Consider the following 17,793-nt stretch of genomic DNA (forward strand, 5'->3'; position numbering starts at 1 on the left):
ATCAAGCCCGCCGAGAATGGGTCCATATGACATATCATGGGTTCACGTTGATCATAGGTGGCTTCCTCGCCCGCAGCGTGCGGGGCATCCCCTGCTCACCACCACGTCTGTCCGACATCCCAAGCACCTGACCAACCGTTAATGCGCTGTAGATGAGGACACGAACATGGCTGATATCTTTGACAATCCAATGGGTCTGATGGGTTTTGAGTTCATCGAGCTCGCCTCGCCGACCCCGGGTGTGCTGGAGCCTGTATTCCAGATCATGGGCTTTACCAAGGTGGCGTCGCACCGTTCCAAGGACGTGCACCTGTACCGCCAGGGCGGTATCAACCTGATTCTGAACAACGAACCCAAGAGCATCGCTTCCTACTTTGCCGCCGAGCATGGCCCGTCGGTCTGCGGCATGGCATTTCGCGTGCGCAATGCCCATGAAGCCTATGCCCGCGCCCTGGAACTGGGCGCCCAGCCGGTCGAGATCGAAACCGGCCCGATGGAGCTGCGCCTGCCCGCGATCAAGGGCATTGGCGGCGCGCCGCTGTACCTGATCGACCGCCATGAAGAAGGCAGCTCGATCTATGACATCGACTTCAAGTTCATCGACGGGGTCGATCGCAATCCGGTCGGCGCAGGCCTCAAGCTCATCGATCACCTGACCCATAACGTCTATCGTGGGCGCATGGCGTACTGGGCAGGCTTCTACGAGAAACTGTTCAACTTCCGCGAGATCCGCTATTTCGACATCAAGGGCGAATACACCGGCCTGACCTCCAAGGCCATGACCGCGCCCGATGGCATGATTCGTATCCCGCTCAACGAGGAGTCGTCCAAGGGCGCGGGGCAGATCGAAGAGTTCCTGATGCAGTTCAACGGCGAGGGCATCCAGCATGTCGCCTTCCTCACCGATGACCTGATCAAGACCTGGGACGCCCTCAAGGGTTTGGGCATGCGCTTCATGACCGCCCCGCCGCAAACCTACTACGAGATGCTCGAAGAGCGTCTGCCTGGTCATGGTGAGCCGGTCGATCAACTACAGGCCCGCGGTATCCTGCTCGATGGTGCCTCCGAGGCCGATGACAAGCGACTGCTGCTGCAGATCTTCTCGGAAACCTTGCTGGGGCCCGTGTTCTTCGAGTTCATCCAGCGCAAGGGCGATGATGGCTTTGGCGAGGGTAACTTCAAAGCCCTGTTCGAATCGATCGAGCGCGATCAGGTGCGTCGCGGTGTGCTCAGCACCGATTAACTACTGGCACGCCCCCGTCTTGTATTCAGGGCGGGGGTTGCCCTGGTTTTATGCCTTTTCCTGTGAATTCCCCAATAGGCCATCGCAGCGGTCAGCACGCCAACCAGCGCCAGTGAGGGGAGAGTTCCCAGTAGGGAATGGTGTATCTCCTGAGCAGTGTGACCGGTGGGATAGCCTGCTTTAAGCGTGTAGCCGTGTTTGACTGATCGCGCACTCTGGAAGAACTCCGATTGCGATGGCCGCGTCGGCTCCCGACTGTCTCCTCGGGCCCAGATGTACTTGTCATCGAATTCCAGCAGCATGATCAAATCTTCCTGGAAGCCATACAGCGCGCTGCGCAATTCAAGGCCGTAGGCTGTGGCGACAACTCCCGAGCTGCCGTCCTCCAGCCGATACTCCACAACGACACCGTTTGGCGTGCTAGGCGAGGTGAAATTGAGCCTTACATTAGGATCTGGGACGGTTGCTGGTTGCAGGGTGGGATAGGGGGGCGGCAACGTACTGCAGTAACCCTTGTTATTACGCGTGAGCATCAGTGAACTGATGCGTGAGTCGTTGGTTGTGCGGGCCTTCATTGCATCGATCACGCTGGCGCAGGGTTTACCGGCATGGATCAAGGTGTCGCTGGCAGCGTTGAGCAGGTTGTCCAACACCCGATCGATGACAAAAACAGCTTCGCGGGCCGATACGCTAGCGTTCTCGTTAAGCTTATGTTCCAGCTGATAGACCATCACCGCCAGTCCCGAGGCCACCGGCACCAGCCCAACCCCGAGAGTCAGCAAAAGCTCCAACAGGCTTCGTGCTGCATACTTGAGTTTCGACATCGGCTTCCAACTCTCCTTGTCCAGTCCTGTCCATGGTTGGACAGATGCTGGGGAGGGTACGGGGGATGGCCTCTCTGAGCTGTAGGCTTGAGCCGGTTTACCTCAGGTAAAGATGGTCGTGTGCTGTGGGAGTCAGCCTTTCTTGCCGAGCGTTTCTAGAACTTTTTTGGCCACCAATGCGCTAGACGCGGGGTTCTGTCCGGTAATCAAGCGGCCATCGCATACGACAAATTCAGCCCACGGCTCATCGTGCTTGGCGTATTTACCGCCTCGAGCGCCCAGCTCGTTCTCAGTCAAATAGGGAACAACCTTATCCAGCTCAGCGAGCTGCTCTTCAATATTGGAAAAACCGGTGACGTTACGGTCTTTGACCAACAGCGTGTTGTCGCTGAGTTTGATGTTCAGCAAGCCGACTGCTCCATGGCACACTGCGGCGACGACGCCGCCTTTTTCATAGATGCGCCGGGCCAGATCTTGCAGTGCCGTATCATCCGGGAAGTCATAGATAACCCCGTGACCTCCGGTGTAGTAAATGGCGCTGTAATCATCAGGTTTGACCTGGCCTGGGCTGAGGGTAGTGCCCAGGCGGTTCATGAACTGCTTGTCGTTGTACCACTGCCAATCCAGATCCGGCGCCATCTGCAAGCTGTGTGGGTCAATGGGAACATACCCGCCATTGGGACTGACATAGTCCACGGTGAAGCCCTGCTTCTGCACCTCGGCAACAAAGTGCACTGCCTCGCCAAGCCATAGGCCAGTGGCTCGTTTGATCGTCGGATACTTGGCAGTGTTGGTCAGCACGACTAGGATTTTATTGCTCATGACCTCGCTCCATCGACAGGAAAAGGGCCCGGCAAAACCGGGGATGCAGCGCAAAGCTTAATCAGCATAGCTGGCGATCGGCGCACTGCCATGTAGCGATTAGTGGCCATCTGCTATCCTCGCTTCATAGCAATAACTAACCAAATGTTGCAGTACAAGTTATCCAGGCAGAAGATGCGAGCATCCAGTCATACTTCAGGGAATGAACAAATTGGTCGCGAAGGGGCATTCAGACGATCCTGGAATACAGGTGATTCACCTTACGCCAGCCGCGCCAATCGCTGATGGCGTGAGCACGGCGATCAGTCAGTACGACTGGAGCATGACACCCTTGGGTGCCTTGCCCCAGTGGCCGCCGGCGTTGCGCATTGCCGTTGACATGATGCAGCTGTCGCCATTTCCCTGCGCACTGGCGTGGGGGGCGGAGCTGACCGTCATCCATAACGACGGCTATCAGGGGCTGCTGCCAGCCAAGCAGCCAACCTTGGGAAGCAGCTTCGATGCATTGTGGAGCGACGAACACTGGAAGGTGATCGGCCCTTGTGTGTTCAAGGCGCTGCAAGGGCAAGCCAGTTTCGTCGAAGACATGCCCATTCGTATCGGCCCCGACAGTCGTGCCGGGCAAGCCTGGTATGCCTTCAGCTATACGCCAATTCGCAATGACCAAGGGGCGGTGGCGGGCGTTCTGCACACGGTCATCGACACCACCGCCAGCATGGAAACCATTGGTCAATGGCGCGAGCTGGCGCAGACTTTCGAGAAGCAGATCGCCCGTTACATGGCTGATCGCGATCACATCTGGCAGCTTTCTCGTGAAGCGATGATCATGCTCAAACGGGATATGCGTCTGCATGCTGCCAACCCAGCCTGGCACCAGATATTGGGCTGGAGTGAGGAGGAAGTGGCGGGCATGCCGATACTGGAGCTGGTTCATCCCGCCGATCGACCTGAAATTCGTAGCGCAGTGCTGGATGTTCTGCAGGGCAAAGCGGTGCAGCGGATCGAGACCCGGTTACGCCATCGCGAGGGGCATTATCGCTGGTTCAGCTGGAGCGGCAGGCTGGAAGGCGAAGTGTTGACGGCCGTGGGGCGAGATATCAGCCAAGAGCGCGAAGACGCCATTCGTCAGAGCGAGACGCTGCTGCGCAACAGCCAGCGGATGCAAGCGGTAGGGCAGCTGGCGGGCGGCATGGGCCATGAGTTGAACAACCTGCTGTCCGGTATAGGCGGCAGTCTTGAGCTGCTGCAACGACGCTTGGCCCAAGGACGGCTGGAGCGAATCGACAATTACGTGTTGTTGGCGCGCGAGTCGGTCCAGCGTGCGATGACACTCACCCATCGACTGCTGGCGTTTTCCAGCAATCAACCGCTATCACCGCGCCACTTGGACATCAATCGTTTGCTTGAAACCGCCGAGCCGCTGCTGCTGCAGGCTCTAGGGCCAGAGATGCGTTTGCAGTGGCAATTGGATACGGCGTCATGGCCGGTCTATCTCGACCCCGCGCAGTTGGAAAACGCTTTGATCAACCTTTGCGCCAATGCCCGCGACGCCTGCCGGGATCGCGGCGAGCTTACGATCCGGAGTGTCAACCAGCGCCTGACCAGCTCCGAGCCCAGTCAGAGCGGCTTGCCCAACGGCGATTATGTCGTCATCCATGTCGAGGACAATGGTCATGGCATGTCGGCAGAGGACGTGGCACGGGCGTTCGAACCGTTTTTCACTACCAAACCGGCGGGCAGGGGGGCGGGACTTGGGCTGCCGATGGTTTACGGTTTTGTCCGCCAATCGGGTGGGCACGCCTGGATTGAGTCAACCTTGGGTACAGGCAGTCGGGTGTGCATGATATTTCCTCGTGGCCAGGAGCTAGTGCTTGAAGAGGAGATGCCTGCTGTGCCTGCGCAGGTACTCGAGCGCGGGCGCGGCGAGCGTTTGCTACTGATCGACGATGAGATCAATTTGCGCAACCTGATGAAAGAGGCGCTGGTGGATTTTGGTTTCCATGTCAGTGACGCTAACGACGCCAATTCAGCTCTGGGGCAGTATCGGCATGCCAAGCCGTTCGATCTGGTGATCACTGACATTGGCTTACCCGGTGGCTTCAGCGGGCGTCAGGTTGCCAAAGCGATGCGCCTGCTCAAGCCTGAGCAGAAGATCTTGTTCATTACCGGCTATACCGACGAGCCGGTGGAGCAACAGCTGCTCGATGAGCCTGGCACCGCACTGATGCTCAAGCCCTTCACCTTGGTCAGCCTGGTGGAGCAGGTTCAACGTATGCTCACCCGTTGAGTCCAGCTCAGCCCTTGCCAAGCATCCGCGCAACCCGCTGTTGCAGATGGCTGAGCTCGAACGGTTTGCAGATCAATTGCATGCCGGGTGCAAGAAAATCCTCCCTTGCCATGGCGGTTTCCGCATAGCCAGTGATAAATAGCACAGGGAGATCAGGGCGCAATTGGCGGGCAATTTCTGCCAGCTGCCTGCCGTTCATTCCGGGCAAACCGACATCACTGATCAGCAAGGCCAGCGGGCGCGGGGAGTGCAACACCCGCAGCGCCTCGTTGGCGTTGCTCGCCACCTGGCAGTCCAGGCCGTCTTCGGCAAGCGCCTGGGAGACCAGCGAGCGCACATGCTCGTCGTCCTCCACTATCAGCACATGTTGCTCGGTCAGTACATTCGGTTCGAATGGGTAGTTGCTCTTGAGTTGTGGTTGCACGTTGCCTGGGTCTCGCGGCAGATACAGGTCCACTCTGCTGCCACGGCCGATTTCGCTGTGCAGCACTAAATGGCCATGCGATTGCTTACTGAAGCCGTACACCATCGACAGGCCCAAGCCGATGCCCTGACCGACCGGTTTGGTACTGAAAAACGGCTCGAACGCCCGCTCCAGGGTGCTGTGCGACATACCCTGGCCGGTATCGCTGATACTGATGCGCAGGTAATCACCGCTGGCCAAGCCTTCGTGGGCCAAGCGCATCTTGTCAATGCGCAGGTTGCTCGCCTCGATGGTTATCTCGCCACCACTGGGCATCGCTTCGCTGGCATTGACCAGTAGGTTGTCCAATGCTTCGCGTAGCTGCTGATCATCCGCCTGGACCCGCCAGAGGTTTTCAGGCAGGCGTATATGCACGTTGATTGCACCGCAAGAGTCGGCCAGTGGCATTGACTCAAACAAGGCGTGTAGGTCGACGCTGCGGCTTTCCAGCGATTGCCGGGAGGAGAATGCCAAGAGCCGATGTGTCAGTCGAGCGGCACGGGCAACCGCTTCCTGGCCCATGCGTAACACACCGCTTAGCTTATCGGTACGTCCTTGCTGCAAATGCCGGTCAATTAGCTCCAAGCTACCGCCAATGCTGGTCAACAGGTTATTGAAGTCGTGTGCGACACCGCCGGCCAATTGGCCAATGGCCTCCATCTTGCGCGCCTGATGCAGTGCCTGAACTTCATTTTGCCTTTGCAGGGCCTGCTCTTGTAATTGCTCCTGCAGCTCATGCAGCTGATCGCGAGCAATGTATTGACGACGACGCGCCCGTAAAGCCGATTGGCTCAGGTTCAACAGTTGGCAATCACTGAAGGGTAGCGGCAGCAATAGCAGGTTGCCTAGGCGTTCGCGGGGTGGGCCGGTGGCAGAGGCTTGGATATTGGCCAGCAGAACGATCGGTAAGTCGGACCATTCAGGTTGGCCATCGATAAATTGGTGCAGGGGCGACCTATGGTCGTCGGTGAGACTCTCTTCAGCCACGATCGCTAAGCCAACACCCTCGGCCAACCAGCCACACAGGCGGGAGATATCAGTGGTGCGTTGACAACCGATACCTGCGGCCGCAAGCATCCTGCTGGCCTGCGCACCCAGGCGTGCGGGAGCCAGGATCAGTGCACGCTCGTCCAGTGACAACGAAGCGGCCAAGGCAACTCTCCAGAAACCGTTGGCGGGTCAGGAATTGACCTGCCGTTAACCACTGGACCATAGGGCCTGTAAAGGGGTTCAAACTGTTTCAGGATTTATCTAAAGGCCTTGTTGAAGTACCGGATCATCTGGATTTTGCCGCTCAAGTTCGGCCAGTAGCACCTGAACGTTTTGCAACTGCCCGGTTTCTTTCCAGTACTGGATTAGCAGTACCCGTGCTTTGCGGTTGGCCGGTTGCCGACTGATTACAGCCTCCAGTTGCTTTTGCGCAGCTTCAACCTGTTCCAGTTGGTGAAGGGTGACCGCTAGCACATAGCGATAGTCGGGATTATCAGGTTCGAGCTCAACGGCGCGGGAGAATGCCAATAAGGCATACTCCTGCTGGTTGTGGCGCGTCAGCCAAAGGCCCAGTTCGTGCTGCAGAAATGCCGAGTCCGGCTGCAAGGCCAGGGCCTTGCCCAATACCTCCCGAGAGGCATCGTGCTGGCCTTGGCGTTCCAGTAGCCGCACCTGAGTGGCTAATGCCTCCAGGCTGTCAGGCGACGCCTGCAAACTACGTTGCAGTGCTGCGCCGGCGCGGTCGTAGTCATGTTCATGCAGGTATAGACGCGCCAGGTGAATTTGCGCAGCAGGGTCATCTGGCTGTGCTTCAAGTGCCTGCTGATAATGATCGAGAGCGCGTTGCAGCGGGCCGAAGTACAGGCCTACGGCATCCGGATCCAGGCCCAGTAAAGCGTCTACTGCGGCAAAGCGCACGCTCTGCTCGTCGTCATCGAGCATTGGCCCTAGCACCAGGCTTCGCTGGGCTGCAGGAAGTAGCTGGCGGACACTGGCGATTGCCGCCCGACGCACCAGGGGTTCATCGTTGTGCAGGTCAAGCTTGGCCAATTCGAGTGCCTTGGGGGAAGGGTAGTTGGCCAACTCGGCGTAGAGCGCAGCGCGACGAATGGGCGCCAGGTCATCCCGCTGCAACTGCTGATAGAGCACCCGGGCGGCACCCGGTTGGCCGTGATGGGCCATGCGCAGGGCTTTAGCGTAGCTGAGCGGGGGCAGGGAGGGCGCGGTTGGCGGGTCGCTGCGCGACAGGTAGCCGATCACGACCGATACCAGGATCAGCAGCAGCACGGCGATCAGGTAGCGGCGGTGTATGGGCATCGGCTGGTCCGTTGAGGCAGAGGGGCTGAGCTTGGGGGAGCTTGAGGCGAATTGCAATGTTGGCGCTGGGCGTGGGTCAGAGTTGAGTGTCGAAGGTTGCCGATATCGGGCTGAGATATGCCCAGCTGGCAAATACTTCAAGAATAAAAAAGCATAGCTCTATGTTGGTTTTTCAGACTATTCCTACGCAATTTAACGCTGTTGCTTACGGTTTTCTATGGTTTCTTAAGTTGCTAGTGGCCTTTTTATAATTGTTCGCCTGCTTTGTTCGGTGGGCGCTATGGGTAATATCTCGCTTGATCTTTGCTGAATGGTTTTTTTACCGAGATCTGTATCTTTTATTCGCCGATCAAGGATCGATAATGGCCCAGTGAGAGTCAGCCTGAGGAACGCTGGATGAGCATACGCGGGGTTTTGGCAGCGCGGTGGAGGGCTTTGTGGGTTGCGTGGTCGGGAGGGTTCGTTTCAATGGCTTGGCGGCAGTAAATTGTCACTTTTCTGCTTCCTAAATAGATGTAAGAACCGTCCTATAGGCAAGAAGCTAACTTGATTTTGCGCGCTATTTAGTGGTGAGCAGAAGTCCTCAAGATTAAGGGGTGCCCATGAGTGATATTCATGACCAAGCCATGCAGTACATTTATCAACAAGTGTTGGAGCGTTTGTTGAAGCATATGTCCCAAGCCCAGCGCGCATCGATGCAGTTATTGATCCAGCGATTGTTGGTGGCGGCTGGGGGCGTTGAATACATCGGCCAACTGCAGTTGTTGGTGGTGCATGGACAAGACCGGCGAAGCGCACATTTGTTAGCCTGCTTGCGTGCCGCCCAATTGACCATTGCCCTGCGTGCGCCCGCCACCTTCCGTCTACGCGTGGTGGTCGCGGCGCTGCCAGCCATTAGCCAGAAGACGCTGATCAATCACGAACGTAGCTTCGGCAAACTGTTTTTACAGGACGATACACGGGTGGAATTGCTGATGGTCGAAGGGCAAACGGTAGTGCCTTTTCGCGTTCGGCCAACCCTGTCGAGCGAGCCTTGGGCGCAATCGCGCCAAGCCCTGTTGTTGTTTGGGCACCTGACCGCAGGCCAGCCCGAAGCCATGTTTGGTAGCCGCTTGCACCTGCAGTTGGCCAATGCTTTTTGCTTGGTGCTGGACAAAAGCCAAGGCACCAGTGCCCTGATCACACTCATTCCCGAGCGCCAGCGACTGCTCTATCTGGCTTGGGGGCGGCGTTGTCTACGCTTGGCGGGGGAGTCTGGCTTGCATAACACTTACTTGAATCTGGCCACCCTGGCCGAGGCGCTGGGTTGGCTGCAAGGTTTGGCAGACGCCCCGCTGGATGCGCCTGACTCGCCCGCCGCGACGGCAAATCCAGACAGCCCGCTGAGGGTGATCGCGGTGGACGACCTGCTGCAGGAGAAGGTAGACGACAGTCAGTTGGAGCAAATGCTCGGGCTAAACCTTGAGCCATCCGCGAGCCAAGCGCCGCTGTCAGCCTATTTCGATCATGACGCGCTGCTGCACTTACGCCAATTGCGAGGTCGCCAGCAGCGCAAGGAGCCGGGCAAAGAGGGCCGCTTGGGGCTGGCGCTGCGCGAGCGAAATCACTCGGCGAAGGCGTACGATCCGGCCCATGGGCGCTTTCTGCACTTGGCGGGTTTGACGGAGCAGCAGTTGGTTTGCCTGATTCATGCACCGTTTGCCGATCATGGGTTGGGGCTTGAGCGTTTCGTCGAGTGTTGTCATCCCGGCATGCGGGTCGCCTTGCCCTACCTGCACCGAGCCTTGCAGGGCAAACCCTGCCCTGAGCCGGTGCAGCAGTGGTTAATGGATGTCAGTGGACTGAGTCTGGCCCAACTCAAGGCGATCTACGCCCGGCGCATGGGCCAGCCTGCCAGACGCTTAGTGGCGAATCTGGCCCGGCGTGACCTGGCCCTGCGTCTGCACTCGAGCCAGGCGAGCGCGAGAGCGGTGCCCCAGGCCGCGAATTGATGAGCCGTTCGACACGGGGCGAGTTCGCCTACCAGACCGTTTACCGCTACCTGCAGCGCTTGATCGGCGAAGCAGACCCCAACGGTGAGGGGCGCCTGCCTTCGCTGCGCGATCTGGCACGTCGCCTGCGGGTGTCTTTGGCGACAGTTCAAAGCGCTTACAGCCTGCTGGAGCATGAGGGGCGAGTGCGTTCGGTACCCAAGTCGGGTTACTTCGTACGCGCCTGCCTCAAGGGCGAAGGGCAAGGGGCGAGCACACATTCACAGGCGTTGTCGGCATTGGAGCTGCCGCTGTCTTCGTCAATGGCGCTGGAGCGTGCGTTGCTGGTCCAGGAGCGGCGCTTGTCGCGCCAAAGCGAGCGCCACAGCGAGCCGCGCCGGGCTGTCGGCGGCGCGCTTTTGCGCAACGCGCTGGCAGTTCGCTATACCCGCTCATCCCAGCATTGCTGGAGCGCCGAGGATGTGCATCTGGCAACTGACGTTCAGTCACTGCTCGAAACCCTGCTGGGCGCCTTGCATTTGCGCGGTGCCACGGCGCTGGTTGCCACGCCTTGTTGCTGGCGCCTGCTGCGCGGGCTGCAACAGGCCGGCCTGCGCGTGCTGGAGGTTCCACTGGATGCTGAGTGCGGGCTGGATCTAGACATATTCGCACGCCTGCTGGCACGCGAACCGGTACGCCTGGTGGTAATGCCGGCGTGCCTGAGCTTGCCAACCGGGCGTCTGCTGTCTGAACTAGAGCAACGCAAGATTGCCGCGCTTCTGGCTGAGCACCCGGCCTGGTTGCTGGAGAACGACCTGGACACTGAGTTGTGCTTCGCCGCGCCCGCGAACCGGCGCCTGCGCGATTGGCTAGACCCTAAGGGCGTGCTGGTGCTGGGGTCGTTGGCGGCAGCGGTGGGGGCCGAAGCGCCCTATGCCTTTGTGCTGTGCCGTCATGCAGGCGTTGCTGAAAAATTTTCCCAGCGAGGTTTTTTGTTGCCACCACTTCGCCAGCAGGCGCTGGCACAGTTATACATAAAAGGTGAGGTGGATGCCCATCTGGAGCCCTTGCGCCTGGAGCGCGAGGCACGTATGCAGTTGCTTTGTCAGCAGGCCCAGCTGCATCTGGGTAAACGGGTTGTTTTCTGTATGCCGCAGGGAGGGCAAGCGCTCTGGGTACGTTTGCACCAGCCATTGGCTGGCAATCGCGCTATAGAGGTGCTGGCGGGCAGCGATTTACTGGTAGTTCCAGGTGATCGCTTCAGTCTGCAGGGGCGCTTTCATCAGTATTTGTTGCTGATCTGGCAGGGCACCGAGGTAAAAAGCCTGCCACATGCGTTACACTTGCTTGGCTGCGCGCTGCAAGAGCAAGCGTACTCACAAGATCAGGCGTGAGCGTATCGCTGGGAGGCAATGCCCTCGCTTACTTGACAGTGCGCGGCAAAAGGGGCTGATACCCAGTTACCGCGCAACTCAGGCAAAAATCACCCTAAGTTCAATCCGCCACTTCGATACGGCCGATCACTGATCTGGCTTCAAAGTAGCTTCCTGGCTGTTGGGCAATCTGCAACTGACCTGCACAGGGTGCGAGAATCGACGTTTCCATTTTCATCGCTTCCATCACCGCTACCACTTGCCCGGCCTGCACGGTCTCTGCGTTGGCGACGACCCAGGTATGCAAGTTACCCGCAACTGGAGTGACAATCGCCTGTGGGTCTACAGCTTCCACCTGCGTTTGACCCGCTGTGCTCTGGGGCGCCGAGCTCAGGCTTACACCGGCTAGAAGCGCCGCTGGCAAGCCCAGTTGATGGCGCTTGCCGTCAATCTCGACAAAGCTGCGCAGCACGCCAGGGTCGGCAGCATTGGCACTGCGCGGGGCGATTGCTAGCTGTTCGGCGAAGTCGGTCTCGATCCAACGGGTGTGCACCGCGAAGGTATCGGCGGCGGTGAAATCGGCATGCGCCATCACCGCCTGATGGAACGGCAGCACGGTGGCGACGCCCTCCACCTCGAACTCGGCCAAGGCGCGCCGGGCACGGGCAATGGCTTGCTCGCGGGTCGCGCCAGTTACGATCAGCTTGGCGATCATCGAATCGAAATTGGGCGAAACCCGTGAGCCCTCGACCACCCCGCTATCCACACGCACGCCAGGTCCAGAGGGTGGCTGGAAGCGGGTGATGGCGCCGGGTGTTGGCAAAAAGCCGTTGCCGGCATCTTCGGCGTTGATGCGAAACTCAAAGCTGTGGCCGCGCGGAACTGGCGTATCGCTGAACGACAGCGCCAGCCCTTGGGCAACGCGTAGCTGCTCGATGACCAGGTCGATACCACTGGTTTCTTCGCTGACCGGGTGCTCCACCTGCAAACGCGTGTTGACCTCCAGGAATGACAGCGTGCCATCGCCGCTGAGCAGGAATTCCACCGTACCGGCGCCGACATAACCGGCCTCGGCGCAGATGTCGCGCGCCGAGGCATGGATGCGCTGGCGCAGCTCATCTGTCAGATACGGCGCAGGCGCCTCTTCGATCAGTTTTTGGTTGCGCCGCTGCAGCGAGCAGTCCCGGGTGCCGACCACCACCACCCGGCCGTGGCGATCGGCGATGATCTGCGCCTCGATGTGCCGAGGGCGATCGAGGAAACGCTCGACGAAGCACTCGCCACGACCGAAGGCGGCAACCGCTTCGCGCACCGCCGACTCATACAGCTCGCTGACTTCTTCGAGCTTCCAAGCCACCTTGAGGCCACGCCCACCACCGCCGAACGCGGCCTTGATGGCAATCGGCAGGCCGTGCTGCTGGGCGAACGCGACAACTTCGCTGGCATCCTTGACCGGGTCTTCAGTGCCGGCCACCAGGGGCGCGCCGACTTTCAGGGCAATGCGCCGAGCCTGCACCTTGTCGCCCAGTGCATCGATGGTGCTGGGGTCTGGGCCGATCCAAGTCAGGCCCGCGGCGATCACCGCACGGGCGAAGTCGGCGCGTTCAGAGAGAAACCCATAACCGGGATGCACGGCGTCGACGCCGGCACGTGCCGCCACCGCCAGCAGCTTGTCGATGTTCAGGTAGCTGTCGGCGGGCCGTTGGCCCTCCAGCGCATAAGCCTCGTCGGCCTGACGGACATGCAGCGCATCGATATCGGCATCGGCGTACACCGCCACCGATGCCACCCCATAGTCGCGGCAAGCGCGGGCGATACGGACGGCGATTTCGCCGCGGTTGGCAATCAGAACCTTTTTCATCGCTGTTGGATCTCGTCAGAAAGGGCAGGGCACACGGGCTCGAATGCGCCCAGCGGGTTGAAGCGAATACGTGCGTTGACTGGAATTTGCCCGGCCAGGTCCAGGTGATAGGGCGCAACCACGCCGATTACCGGGTAGCCGCCGGTCAACGGATGGTCAGCCAAGAACAGCACCGGCTGGCCACTGGGCGGCACCTGGATGGCGCCGACGCAGGTGCCTTCGCTGGGCAGCTCGCCATCGACGGCGCGCGCCAAGGGCTGCGCGCCGGCCAAGCGGATACCGATCCGGTTCGATTGCGGCGTGACCTGCCACAGCTGTTCGGCCAGCAGCGTCTGCGCGTGGGGCGTGAACCAATCGCTGCGCGGGCCCATCAGCACATCCAGGGTGATGACCTGGTCGGCGCGCGGCATGGCGAACGCTGCTTGCTCGCTGAGCGACACTGCGGCGCCGCCACTGCGGTGCTGGAAGCCCAGGCGAGTCCCCGCCGCCAGGGGCGCGGGGCCAACCTGGGCGAGGGTGTCGGTCGACAGGCTGCCCAGCACTGGCGCGTGATCGAAACCGCCGCGAATGGCCAGGTAATTGCGCAGGCCCGCCGTAGGCGCGTCGATGCTCAGTTGATCGCCATCGTGCAAGGCAAAGGGCATGTACAGCTGCGGTTGCAGCAGTTGGCCGTCAGCTGTGCGCACTTGCAGCGCCGCTGTGGCGCCGGTAACTGCGACCACTGCCTGGCCATGGCAAATGAGCTTCAGGCCGCCCATGAGGATTTCCAGGCAGGCGCTTGCCGCAGCGTTGCCCACGGCCTGGTTGGCGGCGCGTAAGGCGCCCCTGTCCATCGCCCCCGAAGCCGATACGCCTTGTCCGGCCAGGCCTGGGCGGCCAAGGTCTTGCAGCAGCGTTTGCAGCCCAGGCGAGACAATCTCCAAGGCCTGGCCAACGGCGGGCGCTGTCGCTTGAGGGGTGGCTACGGCAACCGAGACCCGCGCTGCTGGTAGCGGTCCGGCATCGTGAAAGCGCACGCGATAGCCCGGCTGGAGCAAGGCCGGTTGCTCGCGCTGCAAGTCCCACATCTTCTGCTCGGTGATGCCGATGATCTGCCAGCCACCGGGGCTGGCTTGCGGATAAACACCACTGAAACCGCCGGCCAGGGCTACGGCTCCGGCAGGAATGCGGGTACGAGGGGTGCTGCGCCGCGGCACGACGAATTCGGCGCCGCCGCTGAGGTAGGCAAAGCCTGGAGCGAAGCCGCAGAAGGCGACGTTGTAATCGCTGCCGGTATGGCGGCGTATTACCTCCTCGACGCTGATATCCAGCGCCCGCGCCACCTCTTCGAGGTCTTCGCCATTGTAGTGCACGGCAATCTCGACCAGCTTGCCGGCCGCGCGCGTTTGGCCGTGCAACTGGCGCGAGGCAATTCGTGCGGCCAGCGCCTCGCGGCTGAGGGTCAAGGGGCAAAAGTGCACGAGCAGCGTGCGCGCTGCCGGAATGATCTCGCTCACGCCGACGATGGGCTCATGCTGGAGCGAGTCGAACAAGACCAGGGTCTCGTCCAGGTTCGCCAATTCAACCAGGAGCGCGTCCAGGCTGACCGGATAGAAACGCATGCTCCACTCCTATACGTGGTAGTAGCTGTCGGCAATGTCGGTAATGAACATGTGCCCGGGTGCATGGGAGATGGCAAACGGCACCTTGGAGGCCATCACCACCGCCTGCGGTGTTACCCCACATGCCCAGAACACCGGGATCTCGCCGGGTTTGAGGGTGACCGCGTCGCCAAAGTCGGGACGCGTCAGATCGTCGATGCCGAGCAGAGCCGGTTCGCCCACATGCACCGGTGCGCCATGCACGCCTGGGTAACGCGCGGTGATCCTGGCCGCATCCGCCACGCGTTCGGCAGCGATCGGGCGCATCGACACCACCATTTCGCCATGCAGGCGCCCGGCGGGGCGGCACAGCTTGTTGGTGCGGTACATCGGCACGTTGCAGCCTTGGCTGATGTGGCGCACGTCGATGCCGGCGTTGATCAGGTCGGCCTCGAAGGTGAAGCTGCAACCGATCAGGAAGCTGACCAGATCGTCGTGTTGCGCCCACTGCTCGCGGACATCGCTGACTTCCTCGGCCAGTTGGCCGTCGCGCCAGACCCGGTAGGCGGGCAGGTCGGTCCGCAGGTCGGCGCCCTCGGCCAGAAACGTGCTGTAGCTGCCGGGCTCGGTGACGTCGAGCACCGGACAGGCCTGTGGGTTGCGTTGGGCAAACAGAAGAAAATCGTAGGCCCATTCGCGGGGCAGGGTAATCATGTTGGCCTGGGTCAAACCAGGCGCCTGGCCGGCGCTCGGTGCTACCAGCCCTGCGCGATAACGGGCGCGGGCGTCGACGGCGGCTTGGCGGGCCTGCTGCAATGGCGTCATGGTCAACCTCAGGAAAATGCGCGGAGTGTGACGCCTGCTTCGAGCAGGCGGGTTTTCAGGTCGCGGGCGATGTTCACCGCATCGGGGCTGTCGCCATGCACACAGATCGACTCGGCTTGCAGGCTGATCACCTGGCCGTCCTCGGCTTCGATCACACCTTCACGCACCAGGCGCAGCATGCGCTGGGCGATTAGCTCAGGGTCGTGCAGCACAGCGCCCGGTCGCGAGCGCGATACCAGCGTGCCCTGGGCGGTGTAGGCGCGGTCGGCGAAGGCCTCGGCGACACACGCAAGGCCCGCCTCGCCGGCCCAGTCCAGTAGCGGCGAGTTGGCCAGGCACACCAGTTTCAGTTGCGGATCGATCCGCAGTACGGCCTGGATCACCGCGTCTGCCTGGGTGCGGTCATGGGCGATGGTGTTGTACAGCGCACCATGCGGTTTGACATAGCTGACCCGGGTGCCGGCGCTGCGCGCCAGACCCATGAGCGCGCCTATCTGGTAGATGACATCGGCGCGCAGTTGCTCGGCAGGGATATCCATGTTGCGCCGGCCAAAACCGACCAGGTCCGGGTAGGCCACGTGGGCGCCAATGGCTACGCCTCGCGCCGCGGCGGTCTCCAGCGTGTGCAGGATGCCCAGCGGGTCGCCAGCATGAAAGCCACAGGCGACGTTGGCGCTGCTGACCACTTCGAGGATCGCCGCATCGTCGCCCATGCTCCAGGCGCCGAAGCTCTCCCCCAAGTCGCTGTTCAGATCAATGGAACGCATGTTGAAGTCTCCGCGGTAATCAGGCTGCGTTGATAAAGGCAAAGATGGCACCTGCCGACTTGAATGCCATGAACCACGACAACAGGCAGGTCACCACGCCCAGCACCAGCAGCCAGCGAGGGTAGTGATAGCCTTCCATCAGGTCGGCGCGACGCCAGCCAACGTACATGAAAATGCTCAGGCCCAGCGGCAGGATCAAGCCATTGAAGCCGCCGGCGAACACCAGCAGCGCCGCAGGTGGCTTGCCCAGCATCATGTACAGGACCAAGGCGATCAGGATGAACACCACCGTGCTCAGGTTGCGTACGCGTTCATCGATACGCTTGGAGAACACCGTGATGAACGACATCGAGGTGTATGAGGCGCCGATCACGCTGCTGATCCCGGCCGCCCACAGCACCAAGCCGAAGGCCATCATGCCGATGTCGCCGGCAGCGGCTTTGAACGCTTGCGCAGCCGGGTTGGCGCCTTGGCCGGAAACGTCGATGACCACGCCGCTGGCGACCACCCCAAGCACGGCCAAGAACAGTACGTAACGGGCAATGCCGGTGACCAGAATGCCGGTCAGCGCAGCCTTGGACACCACCTCAATGTTCTTTACCCCGACCACGCCGCGATCGAGCAGGCGGTGTGCACCGGCATAGGTGATGTAGCCACCGACGGTGCCACCGACGATGGTGGTGATCGAGGCGAAGTCGATGAAGTCAGGCCAGACCGCCTGGCGCAGGGCCTCGCCCAACGGCGGGTGGGTGGCGAAGGCGGCGAACACGATCAGGCCGACTTTCAGCGTGCCGAGCACCATCATGATGCGGTCCATGGCAACCCCTGCGCGGTGCGAGGAGAAGATCGCAATGGCCACCAGCGCGCTGAACGCGCCGCCCCATTTGGGATCGAGGCCGGTCAGGGCGTTCAGGCCCAGGCCGGCGCCGGCGATGTTGCCCAGGCTGAACACCAGGCCACCGAACACCACCAGTACCGTGAGCAGATAACCGCTGCCGGGAATGGCGGTATTGGCCAGTTCCGCGGCGCGCATGCGGGTCAGGGTAACGATGCGCCAGACGTTCAGCTGCACGACGAAATCGATCAGGATCGAGGCCAGGATACCAAAGGCAAACGCAGCACCCAGGGTGGCGGTAAAGGTGGTGGTCTGGGTGAGGAAGCCTGGCCCGATGGCGGAAGTCGCCATCATGAAGATCGCGGCAATCAGCGAAGACCGTCGCGCCTTGGTGAAGTCATGAGCGAGCTGTGTCACGGCATCATTCCTACAATGAGAGGTGCTTGGGTAGAGCAATGTGCATGCCAAGCTCAAATAAAATGGCTGAAATGTAGGTATATCGGCACCGGATTGTTCAACAATGTATTAATGATGGATGATCAATGTGCACCAGATTGTAACAATAGTCGGTAGCGGTGTTACCTAATGGAGCAGCCGTGACGCTGCGTCTTGCCAAGCACAAGGTGCTGATGGAAC

13 protein-coding genes are annotated in these 17,793 nt (G+C 60.7%); 4 read left to right on the forward strand and 9 right to left on the reverse strand.

Going from position 1 to position 17,793, the window contains the following annotated elements; genetic code table 11:
- Window positions 1-166 precede the first annotated feature (166 nt).
- The gene (gene hppD, locus ACF8K2_RS25465; protein WP_186553439.1) at window positions 167-1,243 is read left to right on the forward strand and encodes a 4-hydroxyphenylpyruvate dioxygenase; all 1,077 of its coding nucleotides are present in this window, start codon (window positions 167-169) and stop codon (window positions 1,241-1,243) included.
- On the opposite strand, the gene ACF8K2_RS25470 is transcribed toward hppD, so the two are convergent.
- On the reverse strand, window positions 1,240-2,067 hold the full coding sequence (locus ACF8K2_RS25470) for a CSS-motif domain-containing protein (protein ID WP_392468639.1): 828 nt from the start codon (window positions 2,065-2,067) through the stop codon (window positions 1,240-1,242). The two genes, hppD and ACF8K2_RS25470, sit on opposite strands and share 4 nt — an antisense overlap.
- A 132-nt stretch (window positions 2,068-2,199) precedes the next feature.
- On the reverse strand, window positions 2,200-2,889 hold the full coding sequence (locus tag ACF8K2_RS25475) for a type 1 glutamine amidotransferase domain-containing protein (protein WP_392468642.1): 690 nt from the start codon (window positions 2,887-2,889) through the stop codon (window positions 2,200-2,202).
- Between the two features lie 202 nt (window positions 2,890-3,091).
- On the opposite strand from ACF8K2_RS25475, the gene ACF8K2_RS25480 reads away from it, so the two are divergent.
- Window positions 3,092-5,176 carry an ATP-binding protein gene (locus tag ACF8K2_RS25480; RefSeq protein WP_392468644.1) on the forward strand — a complete coding sequence of 695 codons (2,085 nt, stop codon included), beginning with the start codon at window positions 3,092-3,094 and terminating at the stop codon, window positions 5,174-5,176.
- Window positions 5,177-5,183: 7 nt separating this feature from the next.
- On the opposite strand, the gene ACF8K2_RS25485 is transcribed toward ACF8K2_RS25480, so the two are convergent.
- On the reverse strand, window positions 5,184-6,791 hold the full coding sequence (locus tag ACF8K2_RS25485) for an ATP-binding protein (protein WP_392468647.1): 1,608 nt from the start codon (window positions 6,789-6,791) through the stop codon (window positions 5,184-5,186).
- 99 nt (window positions 6,792-6,890) lie between these two features.
- Window positions 6,891-7,946, reverse strand: coding sequence for a tetratricopeptide repeat protein (locus ACF8K2_RS25490; protein ID WP_392468649.1), 1,056 nt, complete (start codon window positions 7,944-7,946; stop codon window positions 6,891-6,893).
- A 602-nt stretch (window positions 7,947-8,548) separates the two neighbouring features.
- On the opposite strand from ACF8K2_RS25490, the gene ACF8K2_RS25495 reads away from it, so the two are divergent.
- On the forward strand, window positions 8,549-9,937 hold the full coding sequence (locus ACF8K2_RS25495; protein ID WP_392468652.1) for a hypothetical protein: 1,389 nt from the start codon (window positions 8,549-8,551) through the stop codon (window positions 9,935-9,937).
- Window positions 9,937-11,310 carry an aminotransferase class I/II-fold pyridoxal phosphate-dependent enzyme gene (locus ACF8K2_RS25500; RefSeq protein WP_392468654.1) on the forward strand — a complete coding sequence of 458 codons (1,374 nt, stop codon included), beginning with the start codon at window positions 9,937-9,939 and terminating at the stop codon, window positions 11,308-11,310. The genes ACF8K2_RS25495 and ACF8K2_RS25500 overlap by 1 nt, the downstream gene beginning before the upstream one ends.
- A gap of 100 nt (window positions 11,311-11,410) precedes the next feature.
- Here ACF8K2_RS25500 and ACF8K2_RS25505 read toward each other — a convergent pair whose 3' ends face one another.
- The 5 genes from ACF8K2_RS25505 to ACF8K2_RS25525 are packed head-to-tail and all read right to left on the reverse strand — an operon-like array spanning window position 11,411 to window position 17,574.
- Window positions 11,411-13,150, reverse strand: coding sequence for an acetyl/propionyl/methylcrotonyl-CoA carboxylase subunit alpha (locus ACF8K2_RS25505; protein ID WP_392468656.1), 1,740 nt, complete (start codon window positions 13,148-13,150; stop codon window positions 11,411-11,413).
- Window positions 13,147-14,751, reverse strand: coding sequence for a 5-oxoprolinase/urea amidolyase family protein (locus tag ACF8K2_RS25510; RefSeq protein ID WP_392468658.1), 1,605 nt, complete (start codon window positions 14,749-14,751; stop codon window positions 13,147-13,149). Before ACF8K2_RS25510 ends, ACF8K2_RS25505 begins: the two co-directional genes overlap by 4 nt.
- Before the next feature lie 9 nt (window positions 14,752-14,760).
- Window positions 14,761-15,555 carry a putative hydro-lyase gene (locus ACF8K2_RS25515; RefSeq protein WP_392468660.1) on the reverse strand — a complete coding sequence of 265 codons (795 nt, stop codon included), beginning with the start codon at window positions 15,553-15,555 and terminating at the stop codon, window positions 14,761-14,763.
- Between the two features lie 8 nt (window positions 15,556-15,563).
- A complete protein-coding gene (locus tag ACF8K2_RS25520; protein ID WP_186553429.1) occupies window positions 15,564-16,322 on the reverse strand; it encodes a LamB/YcsF family protein in 759 nt (252 codons plus the stop codon).
- Window positions 16,323-16,341: 19 nt separating this feature from the next.
- A complete protein-coding gene (locus ACF8K2_RS25525; RefSeq protein ID WP_264234464.1) occupies window positions 16,342-17,574 on the reverse strand; it encodes an NRAMP family divalent metal transporter in 1,233 nt (410 codons plus the stop codon).
- Between the last annotated feature and the right edge of the window lie 219 nt (window positions 17,575-17,793).

This window comes from Pseudomonas sp. xss_2, assembly GCF_043104195.1.
GTDB classification, from domain to species: Bacteria; Pseudomonadota; Gammaproteobacteria; order Pseudomonadales; family Pseudomonadaceae; genus Aquipseudomonas; species Aquipseudomonas urmiensis.

Coding starts and splice junctions, on each gene's coding strand:
- hppD (WP_186553439.1), top strand. CDS start 167: ATGGCTGATATCTTTGACAATCCAATGGGTCTGATGGGTTTTGAGTTC.
- ACF8K2_RS25470 (WP_392468639.1), bottom strand. CDS start 2,067: ATGTCGAAACTCAAGTATGCAGCACGAAGCCTGTTGGAGCTTTTGCTG.
- ACF8K2_RS25475 (WP_392468642.1), bottom strand. CDS start 2,889: ATGAGCAATAAAATCCTAGTCGTGCTGACCAACACTGCCAAGTATCCG.
- ACF8K2_RS25480 (WP_392468644.1), top strand. CDS start 3,092: ATGAACAAATTGGTCGCGAAGGGGCATTCAGACGATCCTGGAATACAG.
- ACF8K2_RS25490 (WP_392468649.1), bottom strand. CDS start 7,946: ATGCCCATACACCGCCGCTACCTGATCGCCGTGCTGCTGCTGATCCTG.
- ACF8K2_RS25495 (WP_392468652.1), top strand. CDS start 8,549: ATGAGTGATATTCATGACCAAGCCATGCAGTACATTTATCAACAAGTG.
- ACF8K2_RS25500 (WP_392468654.1), top strand. CDS start 9,937: ATGAGCCGTTCGACACGGGGCGAGTTCGCCTACCAGACCGTTTACCGC.
- ACF8K2_RS25505 (WP_392468656.1), bottom strand. CDS start 13,150: ATGAAAAAGGTTCTGATTGCCAACCGCGGCGAAATCGCCGTCCGTATC.
- ACF8K2_RS25510 (WP_392468658.1), bottom strand. CDS start 14,751: ATGCGTTTCTATCCGGTCAGCCTGGACGCGCTCCTGGTTGAATTGGCG.
- ACF8K2_RS25515 (WP_392468660.1), bottom strand. CDS start 15,555: ATGACGCCATTGCAGCAGGCCCGCCAAGCCGCCGTCGACGCCCGCGCC.
- ACF8K2_RS25520 (WP_186553429.1), bottom strand. CDS start 16,322: ATGCGTTCCATTGATCTGAACAGCGACTTGGGGGAGAGCTTCGGCGCC.